At 56.9% G+C, this 25,265-nt stretch carries 26 protein-coding genes and 2 pseudogenes; 21 read left to right on the top strand and 7 right to left on the bottom strand.

What is annotated here, in order from left to right; genetic code table 11:
• Position 1: 1 nt before the first annotated feature.
• Positions 2-1,081 (bottom strand): malate/lactate/ureidoglycolate dehydrogenase, encoded by a 1,080-nt coding sequence (locus AS136_RS13350; protein ID WP_012541440.1) that lies wholly within the window; start codon positions 1,079-1,081, stop codon positions 2-4.
• Between the two features lie 303 nt (positions 1,082-1,384).
• Here AS136_RS13350 and AS136_RS13345 point away from each other — a divergent pair, with 303 nt between their 5' ends.
• The 3 genes from AS136_RS13345 (at position 1,385) to AS136_RS13335 (ending at position 5,380) form a co-directional block, all read left to right on the top strand.
• The gene (locus AS136_RS13345; RefSeq protein WP_004203017.1) at positions 1,385-2,473 is read left to right on the top strand and encodes an ABC transporter substrate-binding protein; all 1,089 of its coding nucleotides are present in this window, start codon (positions 1,385-1,387) and stop codon (positions 2,471-2,473) included.
• A 74-nt stretch (positions 2,474-2,547) separates the two neighbouring features.
• A complete protein-coding gene (locus AS136_RS13340) occupies positions 2,548-4,317 on the top strand; it encodes an ABC transporter permease (RefSeq protein WP_004189548.1) in 1,770 nt (589 codons plus the stop codon).
• Positions 4,310-5,380 (top strand): ABC transporter ATP-binding protein, encoded by a 1,071-nt coding sequence (locus tag AS136_RS13335; protein WP_008804521.1) that lies wholly within the window; start codon positions 4,310-4,312, stop codon positions 5,378-5,380. Before AS136_RS13340 ends, AS136_RS13335 begins: the two co-directional genes overlap by 8 nt.
• A gap of 7 nt (positions 5,381-5,387) precedes the next feature.
• Here AS136_RS13335 and AS136_RS13330 read toward each other — a convergent pair whose 3' ends face one another.
• Positions 5,388-5,759, bottom strand: a complete 372-nt coding sequence (locus AS136_RS13330) for a VOC family protein (RefSeq protein WP_032730615.1) — start codon at positions 5,757-5,759, stop codon at positions 5,388-5,390.
• Between the two features lie 500 nt (positions 5,760-6,259).
• Between AS136_RS13330 and AS136_RS13325 the strand changes: the two genes are divergently transcribed.
• The 12 genes from AS136_RS13325 (at position 6,260) to ccmI (ending at position 16,769) form a co-directional block, all read left to right on the top strand.
• On the top strand, positions 6,260-7,015 hold the full coding sequence (locus AS136_RS13325; protein WP_004175724.1) for a gluconate 2-dehydrogenase subunit 3 family protein: 756 nt from the start codon (positions 6,260-6,262) through the stop codon (positions 7,013-7,015).
• Between the two features lie 2 nt (positions 7,016-7,017).
• A complete protein-coding gene (locus AS136_RS13320) occupies positions 7,018-8,802 on the top strand; it encodes a GMC family oxidoreductase (protein WP_002908285.1) in 1,785 nt (594 codons plus the stop codon).
• A 10-nt stretch (positions 8,803-8,812) separates the two neighbouring features.
• Entirely contained in the window at positions 8,813-10,153 is a 1,341-nt protein-coding gene (locus AS136_RS13315) for a c-type cytochrome (RefSeq protein WP_162823386.1), read from the top strand.
• Positions 10,154-10,236: 83 nt separating this feature from the next.
• Positions 10,237-10,860 (top strand): cytochrome c biogenesis heme-transporting ATPase CcmA, encoded by a 624-nt coding sequence (gene ccmA, locus AS136_RS13310; RefSeq protein WP_023322790.1) that lies wholly within the window; start codon positions 10,237-10,239, stop codon positions 10,858-10,860.
• Positions 10,857-11,516 (top strand): heme exporter protein CcmB, encoded by a 660-nt coding sequence (ccmB, locus tag AS136_RS13305; RefSeq protein WP_012967964.1) that lies wholly within the window; start codon positions 10,857-10,859, stop codon positions 11,514-11,516. Before ccmA ends, ccmB begins: the two co-directional genes overlap by 4 nt.
• A 49-nt stretch (positions 11,517-11,565) precedes the next feature.
• Positions 11,566-12,303 (top strand): heme ABC transporter permease, encoded by a 738-nt coding sequence (locus AS136_RS13300; protein ID WP_012541450.1) that lies wholly within the window; start codon positions 11,566-11,568, stop codon positions 12,301-12,303.
• Positions 12,300-12,530, top strand: coding sequence for a heme exporter protein CcmD (gene ccmD / locus AS136_RS13295; RefSeq protein WP_023322789.1), 231 nt, complete (start codon positions 12,300-12,302; stop codon positions 12,528-12,530). Before AS136_RS13300 ends, ccmD begins: the two co-directional genes overlap by 4 nt.
• Entirely contained in the window at positions 12,514-12,972 is a 459-nt protein-coding gene (ccmE, locus tag AS136_RS13290) for a cytochrome c maturation protein CcmE (protein ID WP_004143391.1), read from the top strand. The genes ccmD and ccmE overlap by 17 nt, the downstream gene beginning before the upstream one ends.
• Positions 12,969-14,921, top strand: a complete 1,953-nt coding sequence (locus AS136_RS13285) for a heme lyase CcmF/NrfE family subunit (protein WP_023322788.1) — start codon at positions 12,969-12,971, stop codon at positions 14,919-14,921. The genes ccmE and AS136_RS13285 overlap by 4 nt, the downstream gene beginning before the upstream one ends.
• A complete protein-coding gene (locus tag AS136_RS13280; protein WP_008804532.1) occupies positions 14,918-15,472 on the top strand; it encodes a DsbE family thiol:disulfide interchange protein in 555 nt (184 codons plus the stop codon). The genes AS136_RS13285 and AS136_RS13280 overlap by 4 nt, the downstream gene beginning before the upstream one ends.
• Positions 15,473-15,483: 11 nt before the next feature.
• Entirely contained in the window at positions 15,484-15,930 is a 447-nt protein-coding gene (locus AS136_RS13275; protein ID WP_014599186.1) for a cytochrome c-type biogenesis protein, read from the top strand.
• The gene (gene ccmI, locus AS136_RS13270; protein ID WP_063266798.1) at positions 15,927-16,769 is read left to right on the top strand and encodes a c-type cytochrome biogenesis protein CcmI; all 843 of its coding nucleotides are present in this window, start codon (positions 15,927-15,929) and stop codon (positions 16,767-16,769) included. The genes AS136_RS13275 and ccmI overlap by 4 nt, the downstream gene beginning before the upstream one ends.
• Before the next feature lie 265 nt (positions 16,770-17,034).
• Here ccmI and AS136_RS13265 read toward each other — a convergent pair whose 3' ends face one another.
• The 3 genes from AS136_RS13265 to AS136_RS13255 form a co-directional block, all read right to left on the bottom strand.
• Positions 17,035-17,553: a GNAT family N-acetyltransferase gene (locus AS136_RS13265; RefSeq protein WP_023322785.1), complete on the bottom strand. Its 519-nt coding sequence runs from the start codon at positions 17,551-17,553 to the stop codon at positions 17,035-17,037.
• Positions 17,554-17,578: 25 nt separating this feature from the next.
• On the bottom strand, positions 17,579-18,040 hold the full coding sequence (locus AS136_RS13260; RefSeq protein WP_023322784.1) for a GNAT family N-acetyltransferase: 462 nt from the start codon (positions 18,038-18,040) through the stop codon (positions 17,579-17,581).
• Between the two features lie 62 nt (positions 18,041-18,102).
• Positions 18,103-18,705, bottom strand: a complete 603-nt coding sequence (locus AS136_RS13255) for a helix-turn-helix domain-containing protein (RefSeq protein WP_022066437.1) — start codon at positions 18,703-18,705, stop codon at positions 18,103-18,105.
• Between the two features lie 43 nt (positions 18,706-18,748).
• Here AS136_RS13255 and AS136_RS13250 point away from each other — a divergent pair, with 43 nt between their 5' ends.
• From AS136_RS13250 to AS136_RS13235, 5 genes and pseudogenes are all read left to right on the top strand, one after another.
• Positions 18,749-19,444 carry a B3/B4 domain-containing protein gene (locus tag AS136_RS13250; RefSeq protein ID WP_023322783.1) on the top strand — a complete coding sequence of 232 codons (696 nt, stop codon included), beginning with the start codon at positions 18,749-18,751 and terminating at the stop codon, positions 19,442-19,444.
• A 32-nt stretch (positions 19,445-19,476) separates the two neighbouring features.
• Positions 19,477-19,947, top strand: a pseudogene (locus AS136_RS13245) (dihydrodipicolinate synthase family protein); the annotation flags it as partial.
• A 220-nt stretch (positions 19,948-20,167) separates the two neighbouring features.
• Positions 20,168-20,404: pseudogene (locus AS136_RS26820) on the top strand (TonB family protein); the annotation flags it as partial.
• 178 nt (positions 20,405-20,582) lie between these two features.
• Positions 20,583-21,620 (top strand): S66 family peptidase, encoded by a 1,038-nt coding sequence (locus tag AS136_RS13240; protein ID WP_023322781.1) that lies wholly within the window; start codon positions 20,583-20,585, stop codon positions 21,618-21,620.
• 236 nt (positions 21,621-21,856) lie between these two features.
• On the top strand, positions 21,857-22,792 hold the full coding sequence (locus tag AS136_RS13235; protein ID WP_004148636.1) for an ATP-grasp fold amidoligase family protein: 936 nt from the start codon (positions 21,857-21,859) through the stop codon (positions 22,790-22,792).
• On the opposite strand, the gene ccrB is transcribed toward AS136_RS13235, so the two are convergent.
• Positions 22,789-23,850 carry a HAMP domain-containing histidine kinase CrrB gene (ccrB, locus tag AS136_RS13230; RefSeq protein ID WP_023322780.1) on the bottom strand — a complete coding sequence of 354 codons (1,062 nt, stop codon included), beginning with the start codon at positions 23,848-23,850 and terminating at the stop codon, positions 22,789-22,791. The genes AS136_RS13235 and ccrB overlap by 4 nt on opposite strands.
• Positions 23,847-24,551, bottom strand: coding sequence for a response regulator (locus AS136_RS13225; protein ID WP_032738865.1), 705 nt, complete (start codon positions 24,549-24,551; stop codon positions 23,847-23,849). Before AS136_RS13225 ends, ccrB begins: the two co-directional genes overlap by 4 nt.
• Before the next feature lie 282 nt (positions 24,552-24,833).
• Between AS136_RS13225 and crrC the strand changes: the two genes are divergently transcribed.
• Positions 24,834-25,223: a colistin resistant protein CrrC gene (gene crrC, locus AS136_RS28665; protein ID WP_004184323.1), complete on the top strand. Its 390-nt coding sequence runs from the start codon at positions 24,834-24,836 to the stop codon at positions 25,221-25,223.
• Positions 25,224-25,265: the final 42 nt, after the last annotated feature.

The raw sequence follows: 25,265 nt of genomic DNA, 5'->3' as shown, positions 1-25,265 counted from the left end.
GCTAGGCGAGAGGGCGGCAGCGGTCGAAGTGCGATTCGCTCAGGCCGACGTCGCGCGCGGCGGCGCAGATAGCCTGCCAGCTGCCGGCATCCAGCGGGATCCCCTGCGCCAGCCGTGCTTCGCGGTTGGCGGCCTCCCATTCGCCGGGCGCCAGCACCGGGGCATCGGCATCGTGCGGCGACTGCTTGCACCATGCGATAAAGGCCTCCGTCTGCGCCTGGCTGTCCGGGGCATCGAACGCGTCCGGGCGCAGGATCACCGTGGTCATGCAGTTAAAGATGGCGTCGACGCTGGTCTGCAGGCTCTCCTGATGGGTGGTTTGCCCCCCGGAGAGCGCGCCGCCGAGCACTTCGCACAGCGTCGCCAGGGCATAGCCTTTGTGCTGGGCGAAGGTGAGCAGGGCGCCCAGCGGCGAAGTCTGCATCACCGCCGGGTCGGTGGTGGGGAGCCCTTTGGCGTCGATCAGGCAGCCGGGGGCCACGGCTTCGCCTTTATGCCAGGCGACGCGGGTTTTACCAAAGGCGATGGCGCTGGTGGCGTAGTCCAGCAGCAGCGGCGGATGGCCCTCGCGGGGGAACACCACGCACAGCGGGTTAGTGCCGAAGCGGCTGTCCTTCCCGCGGAACGGGGCGACCATCGGGTCGCCAATCACGCTGACGAAGTGAATGGAGATCAGCCCGGCGGCGGCGCACTGCTCGGCCCAGTAGCCAATGCGCCCGACGTGATGCGCATTGCGCAGGGCGATTGCCGCCATACCATGCTGCTTCGCCTTTTCAATGCCTAACTGCATCGCTTCGTGGGCGACCACCTGGCCGAAGCCGGCGTTGCCGTCGAGGGTGACCACGGCGCCGGCGTCTTTGGTCACCGTGGCGTGGCGGTTGAGCTGCAGAAAACCACCGGCGTGGGATTTCACATAGCTTGGGATCATCCCGACGCCGTGGGAGTCATGCCCGGCAAGATTGGCGGCGATCAGATGGTCTGCGACGAGGGTGGCTTCCCCTGAGGTACTGCCGAGATGGGTAAACAGTGAGACGACAAACTGATGCAGATCCGTCGCCAGAAAGCGGTGTCCTGTAGGCACTGATTCTCTCCTGTAGTCTGTTGTTATTTTGTTATGTTTGCCGTTTTATGCTGCGCCGCCAGGCGCAGAAGGTCAAGGGCGGCATCTCCCGGCGGAATGTCACTGCGTCTGTGTCTGCGTCAGGCGACAGGCGATAAAAAACGGGGCCGGGATCGCGTTTTAATTAACGCCATAAACACCACATTTTTAAATTCTGCCAGTGTCACAAAAGCCAGAAAAAAGCCATCCCCGGCGTTGCAAGGGGAGCTGATACCACTATATGTTAAATTTGTGTTTATTAATTGATGATTAAAGGTTGGTATCATGTATAAGAAAATAAGTGGTTTAGTGGTTTCACTGACGGCCGTTTTCGCCTGTGCCGCCTGGGCGGAGGTGCCTGCGGGCTATCCCGCGGATTATCAAAAAACGGTGGATGCCGCCGTCAAAGAGGGCAAGGTGGTTATTTATTCCACCACCGATACCAAAGCGGCCGGGCCGTTAATTAAAGGATTTGAAGCGCAATATCCGGGCGTAAAAGTCGAATATAACGACATGAACAGCACCGAGCTGTATAACCGTTATATCAGCGAGCAGGCCGCCGGGGGCGGCAGCGGGGACGTGGTGTGGAGCTCGTCGATGGATACCGCGCTGAAATTAGCTACCGAATACGCCGAACAATATGCCTCGCCGGAGGTGAAGCAATTACCCGACTGGGCGGTCTGGCAGCAGAAAGCCTATGGCACCACCTACGAGCCGGTGGTGTTTATCTATAACAAAAGGCTGATCCCGCAGAATGAGGTTCCGGATTCGCATACCGCGCTGGCAAAACTGATCGCCAGCCAGGCCGATAAATTTAAAGGCAAAGTCACCACCTACGACATCGAAAAATCAGGCCTCGGCTTTATGCTGGCGGTGCAGGACAGCCAGGCCGACGCGAACTATTTTACCGACCTGGCGAATATCGCCAAAGGCGGCCTGACGGTGCAGTCTTCCACCGGCACGATGATGGAGCGCGTCTCCTCTGGCGAAAACCTGATCGGCTATAACATCCTTGGCTCCTATGCCGAAGCGCGGGCGAAAAACGATCCCTCTTTAGGCATTGCCTATCCGAAAGATTACGTGCTGGTGCTCTCCCGCGTCTCGTTTATTAGCCAGGAGAGCGAACATCCCAATGCGGCAAAATTGTGGCTGGACTATGTCCTGTCGGAAAAAGGCCAGCAGATCCTCGCCAGTCAGGCGGATATTCCCTCTATTCGTCGCGATATTGAAGGCAAAAATGATATCGATGGTATGACCGCGCTGCTGGGCAAAGCGTTAAAACCGATCCCGGTCAACGAAACGCTGCTGGATTATTTACAGCCGCAAAAACGTCTGCAGTTTATTAAACAATGGCGCAGCGCCGCCGCGAAATAATCCTCCCCCGGGGCATCGCCGATGCCCCTTATTCACACCCGGCGGGTTTATTCACCTGACCAAAGGGATGAACCATGAATGTATTACGCAGAAAGTGGCAGGGGCTGCCGCGCGGCGTGGTGGTGTGCATCACGGCGCTGGTGATTTACGTCCCGCTGTTATTTATTGTGGTGCAGAGTTTTCTCTCCGCGCCGTTCTTTTCCCGCTCCAAATCCTGGAGCCTGGAAGCCTTCGCCTTTATTTTTACCGACCCGGATTTTTATCTGGCGTTAAGGTCAGGCTTTATTCTGGCCTTTGGCCTGGTGATTATTGCCATTCCGCTGGGCGGTATTTTGGCGTTTCTGATGGTGCGCACCGATTTACCCGGCCGGCGGTTTATTGAGCCGCTGATCCTGGTGCCGATCTTCGTCTCGCCGATGGTGCTGGGCTTTGGCTACGTGGTGGCCGCCGGGCCGGTAGGCTTCTTTTCCCAGTGGGCGCAGCAGCTGATCGGCTTTGTGCCGTGGAATATCTACTCGATGTTCAGCATTGTGGTCATCGCTGGCTTAACCCACGTGCCGCACGCCTATCTCTATATCTCCTCGGCGCTGCGCAGCGTCGGCTCGGACGTGGAAGAGGCGGCGCGCACCGTCGGCGCCACGCCGCTGCAGGTGATGACCTCGGTGAGTCTGCCGATGGTGCGGCCATCCATTCTTTACGCCTGCGTGCTGCTCTTCTTCCTCGGTCTGGAGGTTTTCGGTCTGATGCTGGTGCTGGGCGACCCCGAGGGCAACATGGTGCTGGCGACCTATCTCTACAAGCTGACCAATAAGCTCGGCACCCCCTCCTACCATCTGATGGCGGCGGTGGCGGTGGTGCTGATCTGCATCACCATCCCGCTGGTGATGCTCCAGCGGCGGCTGATGCGCACCGCCAACCGCTTTGTCACCATGAAGGGCAAGGCGTCGCAGGCGCGGGCGCTGCCGCTGGGCAAATGGCGCTGGGTGGCCGGGGCGGTGGTGGTGGCCTGGCTGACGGTGACCATCGGCGTGCCGCTGCTCGGCGTGGCGCTGCGCGCCTTTATCTCCAACTGGGGCGTCGGGGTGTCGCTGTGGGATGAGCTGTCGCTGACGACGTTCCACAATATCTGGCAGCAGCCCAACCTGCTGCGGGCGATCGTCAACTCGATGGCTATCGGCATCGTCGGCGGCGCGCTGGCGGTGATCTGCTATCTGTTTGTCGGTATCGCTATGCACCGCAAAGCGGACAACGTCACCCGCTTTCTTGACTACAGCGTGCTGGTCCCGCGCGCGGTCCCGGGGCTGCTGGCCGGTCTGGCCTTTCTGTGGGTGTTCCTGTTTGTGCCGATGTGGCTCGATCAGTCGCTGAAGCACGGCTGGCTCTCGGCGCTGCCGGTGGCCGACTGGCTGCGGGAGCACCTTATCGTGCAACTGCGTGCCCTGCGCAACACCATCTTCAGCGTCTGGCTGGCCTACACCGTGGTATGGATGGCTTACGGCCTGCGGCTCATCTCTTCGACGCTGCTGCAGGTGGGCCCGGAGCTGGAGGAGGCGGCGCGCAGCACCGGCGCTTCCCGGGGGCAGATCACCCGCCACGTGACTGTCCCGCTGTCGCGCTATGGGCTGATTGGCTCCTGGCTGCTGATGTTCCTTATCTTTGAGCGTGAGTATTCCACCGGCGTCTATCTGCTGTCGCCGGGTACCGAAACCATCGGCTCGATGCTGGTGTCGCTGTGGGCGGCGGGGGCCATCGATATCGTCGCGGCGCTCTCCTTTATCAATATTCTGCTGGTGGTGATTGGCCTTGGTATCGCCCTGCGCTTTGGAGTGAAATTACATGATTGAGTTATCGGTAGAAAATCTGCATCTCACCTATGGCGACAACCCGGTGCTGAAGGGGGTGTCCATGACGCTTGGCCGGGGAGAGGTGGTGTCGCTGCTGGGGCCGTCGGGAAGCGGCAAAACCACGCTGCTGCGGGCGGTGGCCGGGCTGGAAAAACCGACGAGCGGACGGATCGCCATCGGCAACCGTACGGTGTACGACGGCACGCCGCGCAGCGAGATCCCGGCCGAAGAGCGTAACCTGGGCCTGGTCTTCCAGTCCTATGCCCTGTGGCCGCACAAAACGGTGTTCGACAACGTGGCCTATCCGCTGAAGCTGCGTAAAGTCGCCGCCGGGGAGATAAAAGAGCGGGTGCAGCGCGTACTGGATCAGCTGGGGCTGGGGCACCTCGGCAACCGCCATCCGCACCAGCTCTCCGGTGGCCAGCAGCAGCGGGTGGCCATCGGCCGGGCGCTGGTCTACAACCCGCCGGTGATCCTGCTGGATGAACCGCTCTCCAACCTTGATGCCAAACTGCGCGAAGAGGCGCGGGTGTTTCTGCGCGAGCTGATCATCAAGCTGGGCCTGTCGGCGCTGATGGTCACCCACGATCAGAATGAAGCAATGGCCATCTCCGATCGTATTCTGCTGCTGAACAATGGCGTCATTGAGCAGCAGGGGACGCCGCAGGAGATGTACGGCAGCCCGGCGACGCTGTTCGCCGCCGAGTTTATGGGCAGCAATAACCGTCTGCACGGTAAGGTGACGGCGCTGGAAAACGGTCGTGCGAGGGTTGAAGGCGCCAGCTGGACGCTGTGGGGTCGAGCGGGCGAGGGGGTCAGCGTTGGCCAGCCGGCGACGGCGGTGATCCGCGTCGAGCGCCTGCGTCTCGACGGCGCAGCGCAGGATAACAGCCTCCAGCTCCCGCTGCTGACCAGCATGTACCTCGGCGACCGCTGGGAGTACCTGTTCCGTACCGAAGGCGACGACTTTCCGCTGCGCGCCTACGGAACGGCGCTGCGCGATGCCGAACACTGCCATCTGACGCTCCCGGCGGAGGATGTGTGGATTTTTCCGCAGCGGTAACCGCCCGTTAAGACGCCAGATGGCACACGGCTTCAATATTGTGTCCGTCTGGCGCAATCACAAAGGCGGCGTAATAACTGGCGTGATAGTTTGGCCGTAACCCCGGCGCGCCGTTGTCCTTTCCTCCGGCGGCCAGCGCCGCCTGCCAGAAGGCATCGACCTGCTCGCGGCTGTCGGCGCGAAAGGCAATGTGCAGCGGCGCCGGTTTTTCCGTACTTTGATAGAGGCATAGAGAGACATCGCCGCTGCCGGCCAGCTCTGCGCCGTAGCTCGGCTCGCCTTCGCCGACCAGCGTTACGCCAAGCGGGGCCAGGGCCTGTAAAAAGAACGCCTTGCTGGCGGCATAGTCGCTAGCGCCGAATTTCACATGATCGAACATATCTTCTCTTCTCCTGTGGATGGGGATCGCCAGCCGAACGCGTTAGCCAGGAAATAGATGCAAAATAGTTAACAACGGTTATTAACTTTTTTAACAGCTCAAAATGTTTAATTATTCCTAATACGAGTATTTACAGACGTTTAATCTGCCATGTACCATAAACAAAAAATAACATTTGTGATACAAGTCACTCTTTTATGGCGCATGGGTAAGCTCAGCGCGGTGTGAACACCGTCGGTTTACCGCCTCAAGGTTATGGCAGCACCCTTCTCACGATGACATTCCGGTGAATTTCTCTCCGATTTCCCGCGTTTCGTTGAGAATCGTCTACTATCCAAACGATAACCCTATAAATGATATCGCCTCTGGCGATGTTTTATCCGACTTGCCGGGCCGGGCCAGACGCTAAGCGGTTTGAAAGCGCAATGGTATCGGTTCCAGCACGACATTCACTGGGTTTGTCTGCGACAAAAACAGTAATTTTCAATGACAGGAATGTGATGATGTCGAGCGAGAAAACCAACAATTCCAGGCGTGATTTCCTGGTGAAATCGATGGCGCTGATCCCGACGGTGGTGATTGGCGGCGCGGGAGCAGGGGCCATTGGCGTGGCCACCAGCGCGACCGCGCAGGCGGCCCCCGCGTCTGAGCCTGCTTCCGGGAACACGGCGGCGGCCAGCGACTGGAAGCCGCAGTTCTTCAACGATCGTGAGTGGGCGTTTATCAACGCCGCCGTCGCTCGCTTAATCCCGGCGGATGAACTCGGTCCCGGCGCCAAAGAGGCCGGCGTCCCGGAGTTTATCGACCGCCAGCTCAATACCCCCTATGCCACCGGCTCCATCTGGTATATGCAGGGGCCCTTCAACCCCGACGTGCCGAAAGAGATGGGCTATCAGCTGCCGCTGGTGCCCAAACAGATCTATAACCTCGGGATCGCCGACGCCGAGGCGTGGTGTCAGGACAAATATCATAAAACCTTCGCTGAACTGAGCAGCGAGCAGCAGGACGAGGCGCTCGGCCTGTGGGAATCCGGCAAAGCCGAGTTCAAACAGCTGCCGGCCTCGCTGTTCTTCACCTATCTGCTGCAGAACACCCGCGAAGGGTTCTTCAGCGACCCGATCCATGGCGGCAATAAAGGCATGGTCGGCTGGACGCTGATTAATTTTCCCGGCGCGCGCGCCGACTTTATGGACTGGGTTGAACGGGGCGAACGCTACCCCTTCCCGCCGGTATCAATTAATGGGGAGAGGGCGTAATTATGGCCACCGTATTGAAAAAAACCGATGTCGCGATCGTCGGCTTCGGCTGGGTTGGGGCAATCATGGCCAAAGAGCTGACCGAAGCCGGGCTCAACGTCGTCGCGCTGGAGCGCGGCCCGATGCGCGACACCTGGCCGGATGGCGCCTATCCGCAGGTGATTGATGAGCTGACCTACAACATCCGCCGCAAGCTGTTCCAGGATCTGTCGAAAAGCACTGTCACCATCCGGCATAACACCAGCCAGCAGGCGGTGCCGTATCGCCAGCTGGCGGCCTTCCTGCCGGGTACCGGCGTGGGCGGTGCCGGGCTGCACTGGTCCGGCGTCCATTTCCGCGTCGATCCCATCGAACTGCGGATGCGCAGCCACTATGAAGAACGCTACGGCAAAAACTTCATTCCCCAGGATATGATCATCCAGGATTTTGGCGTCACCTACGACGAGCTGGAACCCTTCTTCGATAAAGCGGAAAAAGTGTTCGGCACCTCCGGGACCGCCTGGTCGATCAAAGGCAAGGTCGTCGGCAAAGGCCGCGGCGGCAACGCCTTCGCCCCGGACCGCTCAGACGACTTCCCGCTGCCGGCGCAGAAAAACACCTGGTCGGCGCAGCTGTTTGAAAAAGCGGCGCTGGAAGTGGGGTATCACCCCTATAACCTGCCGTCGGCCAACACTTCCGACTCCTATACCAACCCCTACGGCGCGCAGATGGGCCCGTGCAACTTCTGCGGTTTCTGCAGCGGCTACGCCTGCTACATGTACTCCAAAGCCTCGCCGAACGTGAACATCCTGCCGGCGCTGCGCCAGGAAAAACGCTTTGAGCTGCGGACCAACGCCAACGTGCTGAAGGTCAACCTGACCGACGACAAATCCCGCGCCACCGGCGTGACCTACGTCGACGGCCAGGGGCGCGAAATGGAACAGCCGGCGGACCTGGTGATTATCGGCGCCTTCCAGTTCCACAACGTGCACCTGATGCTGCTCTCCGGGATCGGCAAACCGTACAATCCGGAGACCGGCGAAGGGGTGGTGGGGCGTAACTTCGCCTACCAGAACATGACCACCATCAAGGCCATTTTCGACAAAGACACCTATACCAACCCGTTTATCGGCGCGGGCGGCAACGGCGTCGGGGTCGACGACTTCAACGCCGACAACTTCGACCACGGCGCGGCGGGCTTTGTGGGTGGTTCGCCATTCTGGGTCAACCAGGCCGGGACCAAGCCCATCTCCGGTTTCCCGGTACCGCCGGGCACCCCGGCGTGGGGCAGCAAGTGGAAAGCGGCGGTTGCCGATACCTACACCCATCACCTGTCGATGGATGCCCACGGCGCGCACCAGTCCTATCGGCAGAACTACCTCGATCTTGATCCGAACTACAAAAACGTCTTCGGCCAGCCGCTGCTGCGCATGACCTTCGACTGGCAGGAAAACGACATCAAGATGGCGCAGTTTATGTTCGATAAGATGGCGCCGATCGCCAAAGCGATGAAGCCGAAATATATCCTCGGCAGCCCGAAAAACGCCAACAGCCACTTTGATACCACCACCTACCAGACCACCCATATGAACGGCGGGGCGGTAATGGGGGAAGATCCGAAAACCAGCGCCGTGAACCGTTATCTGCAAAGCTGGGACGTGCATAACGTCTTCGTCATCGGCGCCTCCGCGTTCCCGCAGGGGCTGGGCTACAACCCAACCGGCACGGTGGCCGCGCTGGCCTACTGGTCAGCGAAGGCGATCCGCGAGCAGTATCTGAAAAATCCGGGACCCCTGGTGCAGGCATAAAGGAAGGCAGATGATGAAAATGCAATGGTTATCGGCCCTGGTGCTTGGGGCATTGAGCTGCGCGGCTTTTGCCGAAGAGGCGCCTGCGGACAGCAATCTGATTAAGCAGGGGGAGTATCTGGCGCGGGCGGGGGACTGTGTCGCCTGCCACACCAACGGCAAAACGGGGAAACCTTTCGCCGGCGGTCTGCCGATGGAGACGCCGATCGGCACCATCTACTCCACCAATATCACGCCGGATAAAGAACACGGCATCGGCGGGTACACCTTCGAAGAGTTTGACGACGCGGTGCGTAAGGGCGTGCGGAAAGACGGTTCCACGCTCTATCCGGCGATGCCGTATCCCTCGTTCGCGCGGATCAGTGAAGCGGACATGCGCGCCATGTACGCCTACTTTATGCATGGCGTGGAACCGGTGAATGCCGTCAACAAGGACACCGACATCCCGTGGCCGCTGTCGATGCGCTGGCCGCTGGCGTTCTGGCGCGGCATCTTCGCCCCGACGCCGAGCGACTTTGTCGCCAACCCGCAGGTTGACCCGGTGCTGGAGCGCGGCCGCTATCTGGTGGAAGGCCTGGGCCACTGCGGCGCCTGCCATACCCCGCGCAGTCTGACGATGCAGGAAAAAGCGCTCAGCGAAAGCGAAGGCGATGATTACCTGGCGGGCAGCAATGCGCCGATTGACGGCTGGGTCGCCTCCAGCCTGCGCGGCGAAAACCGCGACGGTCTGGGGACCTGGAGCGAGGCTGAGCTGGCCGAGTTCCTGAAAACCGGACGCAACGATAAATCGGTGGTCTTCGGCGGCATGAGCGATGTGGTGGAGCACAGTCTGCAGTATCTTTCTGATGACGACATCACCGCCATCGCCCGCTATCTGAAGTCGCTCCCGCCGCGCGGCGGCAAACAGACCCCAGCCCCGGTGGAAGACAGCGTGGCGAAAGATCTGTGGAAGGGTAACGACAGTAAAACCGGCGCCGCGCTGTACGTTGATAACTGCGCCGCCTGCCACCGCACCGACGGCGCGGGCTATAAACGCGCCTTCCCGTCGCTGAAGGGCAACCCGGTGGTACAGACCGAAGATGCCACTTCGCTTATCCATATCGTTCTGACCGGGAGCACCACGCCGGCGGTGAAAGATGCGGTCTCCAACCTGACCATGCCGTCGTTCGGCTGGCGTCTGGACGACCAGCAGGTGGCGGATGTGGTCAACTTCATCCGCACCAGCTGGGGCAACAATGCGCCGGCGGTCAGCGCCAGCGATGTGGCGAAGGTGCGTAAGGAGACCGCGGCGCACGATGAGAAGGCGTTAGGCAACGCCGATATCTCGAAGCTGCCGGGGGCCGGACAGTAATCGTCAGGGTTGCGTCGCCCGCGCGGCGCAACCCATACTTAGCCACGACGTAAAATACTGTCTGAATCAAGGAGTTTGCCTTCATGCTGCATGCAGAGCGACTGACCTGCATCGTTGACGATCGACCGCTATTTGCGGCGCTGACGCTGTCCCTCGCTGCCGGCGAGCTGCTGCAGGTCGCCGGTGATAACGGCGCGGGGAAAACCTCGCTGCTGCGGATCCTTTGCGGCCTGGCGCGCCCGGAAAGCGGGGTGGTGAGCTGGCAGGGGCAGCCGCTGGCGAAGGTCCGGGAGTCATTTCATCGTCAGTTGCTGTGGCTGGGCCATAAACCCGGCGTCAACGCGGCGCTGACCGCCGATGAAAACCTGCGTTTCTTCTTTCCCTCCAGCCGCCTTCAGCAGCGGGAAAGCGCCCTCGCCGCCGTCGGCCTGGCGGGCTATGAAGACCTCCCCTTGAGCCAGCTCTCCGCCGGGCAGCAGCGGCGGGTGGCGCTGACCCGCCTGTGGTTAACCGACGCGCCGCTGTGGATCCTCGATGAGCCGTTCACCGCCCTCGACGCCACAGCGATGGAAACCCTGACCTGCCGCCTGGAGCAGCACGCCCGGCAGGGGGGAAGCGCGATCCTCACGACTCATCAGCCTCTGCGGCCGCTGCGCTGCCCGTTGCGCACCCTGCGCCTCGGCGGCGACGCGGGAGGCGGGCAATGATGCGAGCGCTGTTGGCCCGGGAACTGCGCCTGGCGTGGCGCAGCGGGGCGGAGATCCTCAATCCGCTCTGGTTCTTTCTGATCGTCATCACCCTGTTTCCGTTCGGCGTCGGCGCCGCGCCACAGCTGCTGGCTCAGATTGCGCCGGGCGTGGTGTGGGTCGCCGCGCTGCTGGCGGCGCTGCTGGTGATGGATCGGTTGTTTCGCGACGACTGGCAGGACGGTTCCCTGGAGCAACTGATGCTCCTGCCGACGCCGCTGGTGGCGGTTGTGCTGGTGAAGGTGGTTGCCCACTGGATGATGAGCGGCCTGCCGCTGCTGATCGTCTCGCCGCTGGCGGCGCTGCTGCTGGGGATGAGTCTGCACGATGCCGGCGTGCTGGCGCTGACCTTGCTGCTCGGCACCCCGACGCTCAGTTTTCTCGGCGCGGTGGGGGTTGGCCTGACGGTCGGTCTGAAGCGCGGCGGCGTCCTGCTGAGCCTGCTGGTGCTGCCGCTGGCGGTGCCGCTGCTGATTTTCGCCACCGCGGCCTGCCAGGCGGCGGCCGCTGGGCTCCCGGTCAGCGGCTATCTGGCGATGCTGGCGGCGTTCTTAACCGCCAGCGCCACCCTGTGCCCGTTCGCCACCGCCGCCGCGCTGCGGCTGACCGTGCAATAATTCGCTGCGCCTGCGGGTGCGGCCATCATAACCGTGTGAGTAAGCGTCTATGTGGAAAGCGTTACATCAACTGGCGATCCCCGAGCGGCTGTACCGTCTGTGCGGATGCTGGATCCCCTGGCTGGCGGCGTTGAGCGCGCTGTTGCTGGTCATCGGCCTGGGGTGGGGCTTTGGCTTCGCCCCCGCGGACTATCAGCAGGGGGAAAGCTATCGGATCATGTACCTTCACGTCCCGGCGGCGATGTGGTCGATGGGGCTGTACCTGGCGATGGCCGTCGCGGCCTTCGTCGGGGTGGTCTGGCAGATCAAAATGGCCGACCTGGCGATCGCCGCCCTGGCGCCGGTGGGGGCGGTCTGCACCCTGGTGGCACTGGTCAGCGGCGCGGCATGGGGTAAGCCGATGTGGGGAACCTGGTGGATCTGGGACGCCCGCCTGACCTCAGAGCTGGTGCTGCTGTTTCTTTACGCCGGAGTCATCGCCCTGTGGCACGCCTTTGACGACCGGCGGCTGGCCGGGCGCGCGGCGGGGATCCTCGTCCTGGTCGGGGTGGTCAATCTGCCCATCATTCATTACTCAGTCTACTGGTGGAACACCCTGCACCAGGGCTCGACCAACCTGCAGCAAACCATCGACCCAAGCATGCGTCTGCCGCTGCGGATCTGCATCTTTGCCTTCCTCATGCTGTCGGTCACGCTGACCCTGATGCGCCTGCGTAACCTGATCCTGCAGCTGGAGCGTCGTCGACCGTGGGTGGTGGCGCTGGTGAATAAAGGAGTTGCCCGATGAGCCCCGCTTTTTCGTCTTTCGCCGCCTTCCTGGATATGGGCGGCTATGCCGTGTACGTCTGGCTGGCGGTGGCCGTGGGGGTCGCCGCCTTTGGCTTGCTGACGGTGCATACCCTGTGGGCGCGGCGGGCGCTGTTCCATGAGGTACGACGCCAGCAGGCGCGCGAGCGGCGGATCGCTGCCGCCCGCGAACACGACAAGGAGGCCGCGGATGCAAGCGCGTCGTAAAACCCGGCTGTATATCGTGCTGGCGGTGCTCGCCGGCCTCGGGCTGACCGTCAGCCTGACGCTGTACGCCCTTAGCAGCAATATCGATCTGTTCTACACCCCGGGGGAAATTATCTACGGCAAAACGGAAACCCGGGCGCTGCCCCATACCGGGCAGCGGCTGCGGGTGGGGGGCTACGTTCAGCCGGGCTCCCTGCAGCGCGACCCGCAAACCCTCGACGTGCGCTTTAAGCTGTATGACGCCCGCGGGGTCGTGGACGTCAGCTATAAGGGCATTCTGCCCGACCTGTTTCGTGAAGGTCAGGGCGTGGTGGCCCAGGGCGTGCTGGACGGCGAGCGGCATATCACCGCCCAGCAGGTGCTGGCTAAGCATGATGAAAATTATACGCCGCCGGAGGTGAAAAACGCCATGACGCCGGAGAAAACGGGGGCGCAGCCATGATGCCGGAGCTGGGCAACTTTTTATTGTGTCTGGCGGCGGGGCTGGCGCTGCTCCTGAGCGTCTATCCCCTGTGGGGCGCGGCGCGGCAGGACCGGCGGCTGATGGCCCTGGCGCGGCCGCTGGCCTGCGGGCTGTTCGCCTGTATCGGCGGCGCCTTCCTGCTGCTGGTGCACGCCTTCGTGGTCAATGACTTTACCGTCCGCTACGTGGCGGAAAACTCTAACAGCGCGCTGCCGGTGTGGTATCGGGTGGCGGCGACCTGGGGGGCGCACGAGGGCTCGCTGCTGCTGTGGGTTCTGCTGCTCAGCGTCTGGACCTTCGCCGTCGCCCTCTTCAGCCGCCGGATGCCGCTCGGCGCCGTCGCCCGGGTGCTGGCGGTGATGGGGATGATCGCCTTTGGGTTCCTGCTGTTTATCCTCTTCACCTCCAATCCGTTCAGCCGCGGCCTGCCGCAGTATCCTATTGATGGCCGCGACCTCAATCCGCTGCTGCAGGATATCGGCATGATTTTCCATCCGCCGATCCTCTATATGGGTTACGTCGGCTTCTCGGTGGCTTTCGCCTTCGCCATAGCCTCGCTGCTGGCGGGGCGGCTGGATACTGCCTGGGCGCGCTGGTCGCGTCCCTGGACCCAGGCGGCATGGATGTTCCTCACCCTCGGCATCGTGCTGGGCTCGGCGTGGGCCTACTACGAACTGGGCTGGGGCGGCTGGTGGTTCTGGGATCCGGTGGAAAACGCCTCGTTTATGCCGTGGCTGGTGGGGACCGCGCTGCTGCACTCCCTGGCGGTGACCGAGAAGCGCGGCAGCTTCCGCGCCTGGACGGTACTGCTGGCCATCGCCGCCTTCTCTCTGTGCCTGCTGGGCACCTTCCTGGTGCGCTCCGGGGTGCTGGTTTCGGTGCATGCCTTCGCCTCGGATCCGTCGCGCGGGCTGTTTATTCTGGTACTGCTGATCGTCGCTATCGGCGGGTCGCTGCTGCTGTACGCCCTGAAGGGCGGCCGGGTGCGCGCGCGGGTGGAACATACGCTGTGGTCGCGCGAGTCGTTCCTGCTTGGCAACAATATCTTGCTGATGGCCGCGATGCTGGTGGTGCTCCTCGGAACGCTGCTGCCGCTGGTGCATAAAGAGCTGGGCCTCGGCAGCATCTCCATTGGCGAGCCGTTCTTCAATACCATGTTCACCGCCCTGATGGCGCCTTTTGCGCTGCTGCTGGGGCTGGGACCGCTGATCCGCTGGCGGCGCGATGACGTCGCCAGGCAGATTAAACGCCTGATTATTGCTCTGGTGGTGACGTTGTCACTTTCTCTGGCGCTGCCGTGGCTGCTGCAGGACCGTATCACCGCCATGGCGGTCATCGGCCTGATGATGGCGCTGTGGGTGCTGATCTTCGCCCTGATGGAGGTTCACGAACGGGCCACCCATCGCCACGGCTTCTGGCGCGGCCTGCGCACCCTGACCCGCAGCCAGTGGGGGATGGTGCTCGGTCACGTCGGCGTGGCGGTGACCGTTATCGGCATCACCTTCAGCCAGAACTACAGCGTGGAACGCGATGTACGGATGCGCCCCGGCGACAGTATCGATATCCACCGCTATCACTTTGTGTTTAATGGCGTGCGCAATATCGTCGGCCCCAACTGGACCGGCGGCGAAGGCATTATTGCCGTGACCCGCAACGGCCGCCCGGAAGCGACGCTGTATGCCGAGAAGCGCTTTTACACCGCCAGCCGGATGATGATGACCGAGGCGGCGATCAGCGGCGGGCTGACCCGCGATCTGTACGCCGCGCTGGGGGAAGAGTTGAGCGACGGCAGCTGGGCGGTGCGTCTGTACTATAAACCGTTCGTTCGCTGGATCTGGTACGGCGGGGTACTGATGGCCCTCGGCGGTCTGTGCTGCATGCTCGACCCGCGCTACCGGATGCGTAAGAAGCTTCAGGAGGCCTCATGAACCGGAAGCTACTGTTTATCCCGCTGGTGCTGTTTCTGGCACTGGCCGCTGCGCTGTTCTGGCAACTGATGCGCAACGCCGATGGCGATGACCCGACGACCCTCGAGTCGGCGCTGATTGGCAAACCGCTGCCGGAATTTCGCCTTGAAGCGCTGAATACCCCCGGCCAGACGCTGGACCGGCGCACGCTGATTGACGGCAAGCCGCTGCTGCTTAACGTCTGGGCCACCTGGTGTCCAACCTGTCGCGCCGAGCATCAGTTTCTCAACGGCCTGGCGCAGCAGGGCGTGCGGGTGGTGGGGATGAACTACAAAGACGATCGGCAGAAGGCGATGAGCTGGCTGCAGCGCCTGGGGAACCCGTACATGCTGAGCCTGTACGATGGCAACGGCATGCTTGGCCTGGATCTCGGGGTCTATGGCGCGCCGGAGACGTTTCTCATCGACGGTCAGGGCATCATCCGCTGGCGGCACGCCGGCGACCTGAACGAACGGGTGTGGCGCGAGGAGCTCCAGCCGCTGTGGGATCAATACAACCGGAGGGCGGGCTGATGAGATGTGCAATGGTCATCCTGCTGGCGCTGATGCTGACCGGCCAGGCGTGGGCCGCCATCGACACCTGGCAGTTTAAGGATGAGGCCCAGGAGCAGGCCTTCCGCGAGATCACCTCCCAGCTGCGCTGCCCGAAATGCCAGAACAACAGCATCGCCGACTCAAACGCGATGATTGCCGCTGATATGCGGCAGAAGGTGTACGAGCTGATGCAGCAGGGGAAAACGAAAGGGCAGATCGTTGACTATATGGTGGCCCGCTACGGTCATTTTGTCAGCTACGAGCCGCCCCTGACCGCGGGCACGGTGCTGCTGTGGCTGGGGCCGGGGCTGTTCGTGCTGGCGGGCGCGGGGGTGATTATCGCCCGCGCGCGTCGTCGCGACATTCCTGACGCGGCGCTCAGCGCCGAAGAGCGCCAGCGGCTGGCGGCATTATTGAAAGAAGGAAAAGAACGATGAGCCTGTTGGTGGTTATCGTCGCGCTGCTGCTGGCTGGCGCGCTGGGGCTGCTGTACTTCCCGTGGCCGGGCAAAGGGGCGGTAGACCGCGATACCCTCAACCGCGCCCTGTACCAGTCGCGTCTGCAGGAGCTGGCGCAGGAGCGCGGCGAGGACAACCCGGCGCTGGTCGTCGAGCTGCAGCGCACGCTGCTGACGGATATTCCGCCCCAGGCACAGCCTGGCGAACGCCCGCTAAGCCGCTGGGCGCTGCTTCCGGGCGCGCTGCTGCTGGTGGTTCTGAGTCTGGGCCTGTATCTGAAAACCAGCGATATTGGCCAGGTGCTGCTCTGGCAGCAGGCTGAGCGGCATTATCCTGCGCTGTTGCAGCAGGTTAAGGACCCGACGGCGCCGCCGCTGCGTATGGATGAGCTGGCGGAGCTGCGGCTTGGCCTGCGCAGCCATCTGCAGACTACGCCGAACGACCTCGCCGGCTGGCAGCTGCTTGGGCGGCTGGGCCTGTTGTTGAACGATGGCGAGACGGCGATCGGCGCCTTTGGCCGGGCGCATTATCTGGCGGCGGATGACCCGGCGGCGGCTTTCGATTACGCCAGCGCGCTGGTGCGGGCGGGGGATAGCGGTCAGGTTCGGATGGGCGAGCTGCTGCTGCGTGACCTGCATCAGCGGCAGCCGACCAGCCTGCCGGTGCTGAAGATGCTGGCCCTGAGCGCGGTGCGTAATGAAGATTACCCCGAAGCCGTGGCAGCCTTGCAGGCGTTACTGGCCCGGCTGCCGGAAGGGGATGCGCGGCGCGAGGCGATCGTCCGCCAGCTGGCGCAAGCGCAGCAGCAGGCGCAGTAACAGCCCGGCGGCGCTGCGCAGGCGCGGGCCAGGGGCATGCCACCAGAAGAGTACGGGCGTCCCTGTTTTTGTAGGCCGGGTCAGGCGCAGCCGCCACCCGGCAAAATAACGGCACAAGAGTGGCACAACCGCGTAGCCCGGATAAGGCGCCACGCGCCGCCATCCGGGATTTTCCGAGCCGGCGCTACGCTTAGCCGCTAGCGCGTGACGTCTCCTGGTGTCGATCACGCCTGCTGTGTGCCAGAGCGGACGTCGTAATGTTTGTTCAGCTAACACCCGTTGAGCGTTTCATAATGATATCTCTCTGGGGATCTGTCCCAACCTGGAAGATATGTTCACCCACCTCGGTAAACCCAAGCTTACGGTAAAAAGAGATTGCCATTGGGTTATGTTCCCAGACACCTAACCAGACAATATCCGATCCCTGTGCCGCAAATTCAGCAAAGCACTTGTGTATCAGCGCTTGTGCAAAACCTTTGCCATGATAAGGTTCATCGATATACAGACACAGGATTTCCCCGGCGTGAATGCTATTTACACAGGGAGGAAATGCTTCCCACCTCAGTTGGGCATACCCTATCAGTTTGCTTTCGTATTCGCAGACTAATGTAATCCAGTCTTCTCTGAGGATTTCTTGCAACTGAGTATCTGTTGAATAACTTGCCTGGCAGTGAAGCTCCATATCCTTCTGAGTATTACCCGCCTCAAACGTTTTTCTAAAGGTGCGTTCGGCTAAAATGGCAAGCTCTTCTGCATCAGAGGGACGGGCCCTACGGATTAACATTTATCATTACTCTCAAAAAATAGTCTTACTTTTGCCCGGGTTTACGATAAATATCGGGTCGATTGATTTGCCAGACAAAATCTGGTTGGTTCAATGGGTTATACCCCAGCTTCTGGTAGAGCCAGGGCGCGCTAGAGGTTACCAGCATTATCCGTCGCAGGCGTGACATCACGGGATGGGCGTGACAACATTCAATCAGCCAACGACCAAGACCACTTTTCTGATACTCGTTCAGCACGTAGACGTCGCACAAATAACCAAAAGTGGCATAGTCGGTGACCAGACGGGCGAAGCCGATTTGTCTTGTTCCATCCAGAAGCGCAAAACAAAGGCTGTTCTGGATTGATATTCTGACCGTTTCAGCATCAATGCCAGGCGCCCAGGACGATTGCGAGAGGTAATCGTGAATGGCTTCCTGCTGAAAAAAGGCGGGATCGGTTGTGACAGTAAACTGGCCTTGGGTAAAACGCAGATGCTGATTATCCACTAAACGACTCCTTGCAAACTTGCTTTGATGAGACAAGCCCTACAGGCATACCGGGCAACCACTCAGGATGTTTTCTCATGTACTGTCATGATAAATACCAGCGGGCTCTCCCCCTGGTTTTCGTAGAAATGAGGAACGTCCGTTCTGGCCGTTGCCGAACAGCCGGTTTTTACCCGATACAAATGGTCCTTTACCCCCAATGTGAGCATGCCCGACTGAACATAAAACAGTTCAAGCGTTCCTTCCGTGTGGCCCGGTGAAGCAAACTTTTCCCCCGGCTGCATTTCCCACATCCAGAGCTCGGTCATATCAGGCCCACCCGACCCTGCGAGCAGTCTTGCTCTCCCGCCTTTTTCACCTTCCCACAATTCTGGGATCTCATCTTCAGCAATGAGATGCACAGTCGGTTTGGAACTGACATCCACAAAATCAGCCACCGAAACCCCCATCGCGGTAGCCAGGCGGCATAACAGAGCAATGCTGGGATTGGCCCGGCATCCTTCTATCTCAACCAGCGCTCCCTTGCTGACGCCGGCTCGACGGGAGAGTTCATCGAGGGAGATTTTCTTTTGCTTACGATACTGTTTAATTCGCTGAGATACGGCTTCATTCACCGTGTTGACGATAGCATTTGCATCGGTCATTAAATTGACTTTTTTGGTCATCGGTCATTATCATGGAATAAATTAGTCATTAAAGGATTATCACGTGTTAACCGTCTCTCCGTCAATTGCCCCTGAAATTTATCGTATTGCCCCAGGTTTTCGGGCACTCAGTATCTGCGTAAAAGCTGCGCCAGTGCTTCATCCCGACGCTGGAGAAATCGCGCTGCGGGAAGCCTGTGAAGCCGTTCTGGCCGGCGAACCGGAATGGGCGGGATCTCATCTGGCAGCCTGGGCCGACGTTTTTCAAAAGTTTGGTGCTAAACCTAAACGCACCCCTTGCTCAGCTGATGCGTTACGTAAGCGCGTATTACGTGACGGAACGATGCCCGCGCTCGATCCCATCGTTGATATTTATAACGCCGTGAGTCTCCGCTACGCCGTACCGGTTGGTGGGGAGAATATCTCTGCCTATCAGGGTTCACCACGTCTGGCTGTGGCAAACGGAACAGAGCCTTTTGATACCGTCAAAGAGGGTGAAACGGCCGTTGAATATCCTTCACAAGGAGAGGTTATCTGGTGTGATGATACCGGCGCGACCTGCCGCCGCTGGAACTGGCGACAGGGGATCAGAACCCGTCTGGGCGTGGACGCTCAGCAAATGTGGTTCATTCTGGAAAGCCTGCCGCAGATGCCGCTGGAGAAACTGCACGAAGCCGGGAAGATGCTGACCGACGGCCTGGAAAAAATGATGCCCGGCCTGTGGTTTGACGTTGCTCTCATCGAAGAACAACAGCAGTAATATCCTTCAGGAGAAACAGGTATGTTTAGCGGTTATCGGCGTTTCTATTAACCCCAATAGCCGCCAGCGGCGTGGATGAAAAGGGGTTCAGCCATATGCTTTCCCGCCGTACAGATGCTCGGGTTGATTCTATGGGCATCCTGGGGTCAACCGCACGCTACGCCTATCTGACCCGGGAGCAGCGCAAGCGCGTAGCCACTCTGGCAAAACAGCATGCCGGGGACATCCCGGTTATGGTCTGTGTGGGATCGGTCCGTATCGACGCCATTCTACATCTGGCTGATGATGCCCAGGCAGCTGGCGCGAATGTCCTGTTACTCCCGGCGGTCAGCTACCAGTCACTCCGTGACGACGAAGTCTTCTCACGCTTCGAGGCCGTTACCCGGCACCTGTCTGTACCAGTGTGTATCTCTGATAATCCGGGCACGACGCATTTTACCTTTACGGACGAACTCCATGGTCGTCTCTCATCACTTAAGGGTGTTAGCTCGGTCATGTTCCCTGACGAGCTGACAGCTGGCAAAAGGAATCATTGATACACTCGCTCAGCTCCCACTAGTCCTGATAGCGAAACGACCCCGGGAATGGATGTGGTACGAAGCGCCTGGTAAGGAGGTCAAAGGGATTGCCGCTGAAGACGCGGTATTCACTGATCATTTCATCTGGTAGCCTGTCACTCGCGCCGTTGGTAACGTGAAGATTCATGGTTAATTTTGGAATTCGGACGATTACGGAAACCTCCTGCCGAATGCTCTGCGGATTCAGTATGATGTTGATTCAGATGGCAGAGTTCAGAATGTTAAGATACTGGAATCGACAACGACTCCGGAGTTTGAACATAAAATCATCGAGAAAATGATGAGTAAATGGCGCTTTGAAAAGGGGAAACCGGGAATAGCTAAAAGAGTAGTCGTCATGCTCCAACCCAAATCAGACGGCGGTCCCGCGAATAAGCAGTAAGCACTTTTGAGGATTAGTCGCCTGACGCATCATCTACGCCGGTAAAGTCCCTTGGGTGCCATAAGCAGACCTTTTAAAGGCTCATAGAAAAAACAAGCGGAGTGTTCGCCTGTTGATTTTACATCCTGGCTTTAATTATGGATTATGGAATTCTATATGTTCTGAAAAGGATTTATCCATGAGTGTCCTCTTTCCACCCAGGCTGGCTCCAGGAGATGTTATTGGTGTAACCGCTCCCTCTTCTGGCGTACCTGAACATCTGCATCCCAGACTGGAACTCGCCATAAAAAACCTAAAGAAAAGAGGTTACCAGGTCCGCGAAGGACGCTGCTTACGCTCGCAGCACAAAAATAAAAGCGCCACTAAATTTTCTCGCGTTGAAGAATTAATGTCTTATCTTACTGACCCAGATATAAAAGCTGTTATGCCACCTTGGGGCGGTGATCTGGCGATGGAATTACTTGATTTGATTGATTTTGATCTGTTGTCCCGGTCTAAACCAAAATGGTTTGTGGGCTTTTCAGATCTTAGTACACTTCATTTCCCACTGACGACGATATCGGGCTGGGCTACTTTGCATGGGCCGAACCTCATGGATCTTGGCGCTCAAAAGTTAGATGCCACCACTCAGGCCGTATGGGAAATTCTGGAATCGAATCGGGGAACTGTAATCAAACAGTACTCTTCAACAACATTTCAAGCGGATGAAAATCAATGGGGAACAGCGTCAGACGGAGGTTTCAATCTGACCCAAAAAACACAGTGGAAACGCCTTGATGGTGTTACATCTTCTCTGACATTTAGCGGGAAACTGATCGGCGGCTGCCTCGAAATAATATCCAGGTTAGCAGGTACACCATTCGGGAATGTGCCCTTGTTCAAGGCGAGCAATAGCCCTCAAGGAATAATCCTCTATTTTGAAAATGTGGAAATGGCTCCCTGTGAATTAACACGCGCATTATTTAGCTTACGATTACAGGGTTGGTTTGATAACTTAAATGGTGTTCTTATCGGCAGAAGTGCTGCACCCGACGTAAGCGACCCGACTAAACATAATTATCTGGATGCCCTGAAAGCCGCTTTTGAGAATATTGCCGTGCCTGTACTGTATGATGTTGATATTGGCCACATACCTCCTCAAATATCCCTGGTCAATGGAGCCGATGCGACGGTATTTTTCGCTGAAAATGGTAGCTGGGTAACTCAGCAGTTGTAGATAAGGCATTATTAATAATAAAGGCGGGCCTTGCTGTTCTTTTGCACTGAAGATCCGCTCTTCGTTCAGAGCGGATCTTCAGTGCAGTTAACTTTTCCGATTCGTGCAAGGCGCGGACAATGGTCCGGATTAATTTCTGTTAATAAAGAAGCAAGTCGGTCCATATACTCTCCATAATTTGCAAAAAATAAATCAACAAACCTCTGTCAGAATTTCCTTTCTGAATCGGAGGCGTTATGAACAAAATAAACTATCAAATCAAATACATTGAATATTTGTTGAGAAAATGCAGAACAATTTTGACTAATGACATTTCATTTCATGCAGACAGGTTAAGAGAAATATCTGGCACATATCCGGATTTACTCAACCCTGTAACGCTTAATGAGAAAATTTGCCATCGCATTTTATTTATCCACAACCCATTTTATACATTGCTTGCTGATAAACTTCTGGTCAGGCAGTATGTTGAGAAACGGACTAATTTAATTAAGCTTATTCCTTTAGTAGGTGTTTATAACAGAGTTGATGATATTGATTTCGACAAACTTCCCTCAAAATTTGTTTTGAAATGCAATCATGATAGTGGTAGCGCGGTCATATGCACGGATAAAACGAATATTGATCCCGCTAAGGTTAAAAGCAAATTAAAACTATCTCTTAAAAAGAATATGTATTATACGACCCGAGAATGGCAGTATAAAAACATACCACCCGTGATCCTATGCGAAATGTATCTGGATCTATTTTCCAGTAAACACCGAAATATAACTCCGGAAATGATAAGAATACATTGCTTTCACGGTGTGGCATGTTTTATCGAGGCCGACTTTACTGACAGCGATGGAAACGAATTCATTAACGTTTATGACAGAGCGTGGAATTTACAACCCTTTCAGATGGAGTACCCAAACACGCCATTGCCGGTTGATGAGCCCGAATCATTTCATAAATCCGTTATTGCCGCCCAGGACTTAGCAAAAGAAATAGACTACTGCCGCGTCGATCTTATGCTAAAAGGAGATGACATCTATTTCAGCGAAATAACATTAAGCCCCAAAAGAGGAAAACTTAAAATCACCCCATCAATTTGGGACGCAAAACTCGGCAGTATGTGGGATCTGTCTCTTGCTAAAACAGGTTCGATCGAGCCTGTGTATTCATGCCCTTAAACAGGCCATGAGAGTTTGAAAAGTGAGCCATTTTCTGGTGTTAAACTATAGCTAACGTCTCCGCCGTGGGCGCACATAATGGCTTTAACTACCGACAACCCTAAACCACAACCCTCTGGATTAATATTTTTGGCGTATTCTCCTCGCTGAAAAGGCTGGAATAAGGACTTCTGGAGTTCTTCAGGAATTCCAGGTCCTTTGTCCTGAACGATAATAAAATTATCGTTTCCTGCAATACCATTCTTTATTAACAGCGTTTGTGGTGTGGAATATTTTAAGGCATTGTCAAAAAGAACGGTGAGGCACTGAATAATGCGTAAGGGATCGCAAACGCAATACTGATGGTTAATCTCAGTGACAATTTTGAAATGCTTTTTATCAAAGTCCGGCCAAAAGGTATCAAGCGCATTTGAAATCGTGGACTTGAGATCGACTTCACTCAGCATCAAGGAGTACCCAGCGCCTCCTGACGAACTCACGACGCGGAGATCCTCAATTAAGTTGGTCAGACCTTCAGTTTGTTTAAGAAGGTTCCTGAATAACGACGGTTCTGGTTCGAACACGCCGTCAACCAGTCCCTGAAGCCTCCCACGTAAGATAGTCACCGGCGTCCGGAGTTCATGAGCAATTGCAGCATTCCATAAATTTCGCTGCGCATCCAGCGTCTGTAACTTTTCAGCCATCTCATTAAAGTCATTGACGAGCCTATTCATCTCTCCCAACTTAGAACTGCTGTTAAATGCTCTGGCACTAAGGTTTCCCTGAGAGATTTGTTTCAGGCTGTATGCGACGTCATTGAGTGGGTTGAATATTCTTGCAGACAGCTTTACGGTAAAGAAAAGTGCAACGACCAGACTGGTAACGGACGCCATCAGAATCCACATCCAGTCAAGGAATGTCATAGCATCTTCACTGCCTTCGTTCATTCCACCCGGCAGGTAATAAATCAGGAAACTATAAAATAAGTAGGAACCGAGTATTGCAATGGCAATAATAACAAACGTTAACAACAACATATATGTCAAAATCTGACGGCTCAGAATCGTTTCTTTGTTCATTTTTTGTCACCCAACCGGTAGCCTAATCCTCGGATGCTTTCCGGAATGCCCCTCAATCCGGCATGTTCAAGCTTTTTCCGAAGTTTACTCATATGACTGTCTACAGTACGATCCAGCGAGTCTCCCTCAGGTAAACACGCATCGAGTAACTCTTCACGTGAACAGACTTTTCTCGGGTTTCTCGCCAGATAGGTTAAAAGTTTAAACTCAGTGGTGGTTAATACTGGCGTGGAAACCTCACCTTGTGCAGTGATTTCAACGTAAAATTCATCAGGATAAATCGTTAAAAAAGGCGTTCTTAAAGGCCGTGAATGTGTAGACTCTGCAACCGGTCTGGTTCTGCGAAGCACTGCTTCAACCCTGGCAATAACCTCAGATGGATTGAAGGGTTTTATCACATAGTCGTCAGCCCCGAGCCGTAGCCCCATCAGTTTATCAACGTCTTGATCCAGTGCTGTCACCATGATGACCGGTACATTCGTTTCCTTTCTTAACGTGGTGAGAACATTCCAGCCATCGTACACGGGCAGGTGGATGTCCAATAGCAGGAGATCAGGCTTGTTCAGACGGGTAAGATTGATTGCCTGCTCACCGTCTTCGGCTCTTAAGGTTTTCATACCTGCCTTACATAAATAGCCTGTCAGTATGGCAGCGATGTCATCATCGTCTTCTGCGACGATAATCAGATTGTTGTTGTTCATATTTTCTTCCACAGTGCTGATGACAACATGCATTTTACCCTGAAAGCACTTTTATCGTCATGCTTAAAGCTCTTTAACTCAATTAAAAACATTAATTTTCAATTTGATGTCTTTTGACAGGTACTTTTTGGAAAAGTTCATCAAGAAATTTTCTTAAAATTTTACCAGACTCACTCTCCATATTCACTACACATTTTATAAATAATTAATCAACATCGCTAAGTGATAATCTACAACCAGGTTAAGTGGTGCATGCAATATGTACTTTGTCTAAGGAGTTTTATGGTGCTGACTAAATGTTTTTTCCGGCGCGAGAATTTGATGGCCTCACTTTTATTTTGCATCGTTTCATATGGGTTGCTATCTACCTGGCTTTACCTTGTGCATTCAATTAATGAAAAAGTAGAATCCACATTACCCTCATCTTTACTGATTCGTGTTTTGATAATCATTACAGCATTATCATTTATTATTCAGAAAAAACCTGGAGTTTTTAAAAACTTCATTGCAATAACATTCGGTCTGGTTTTACTGTTTATACACACCATCATTGTATTACATCTGCTTTTGAATACTTTTCCAGATATCTATGATTTTGTTTTTTATTATGAATTTTTTTTAATGGTTTTCTTTTGCGGACTACCTTTATGTTTATGTATAAGAATGGTTTGATATTATGCAATGTCAATATGATACATAACCTCAGGAGTGAGT

This window comes from Klebsiella sp. D5A, from assembly GCF_001620885.1.
Taxonomy (GTDB): Bacteria; Pseudomonadota; Gammaproteobacteria; order Enterobacterales; family Enterobacteriaceae; genus Klebsiella; species Klebsiella variicola.
This window is presented reverse-complemented; position numbering and strand designations above follow the sequence as displayed.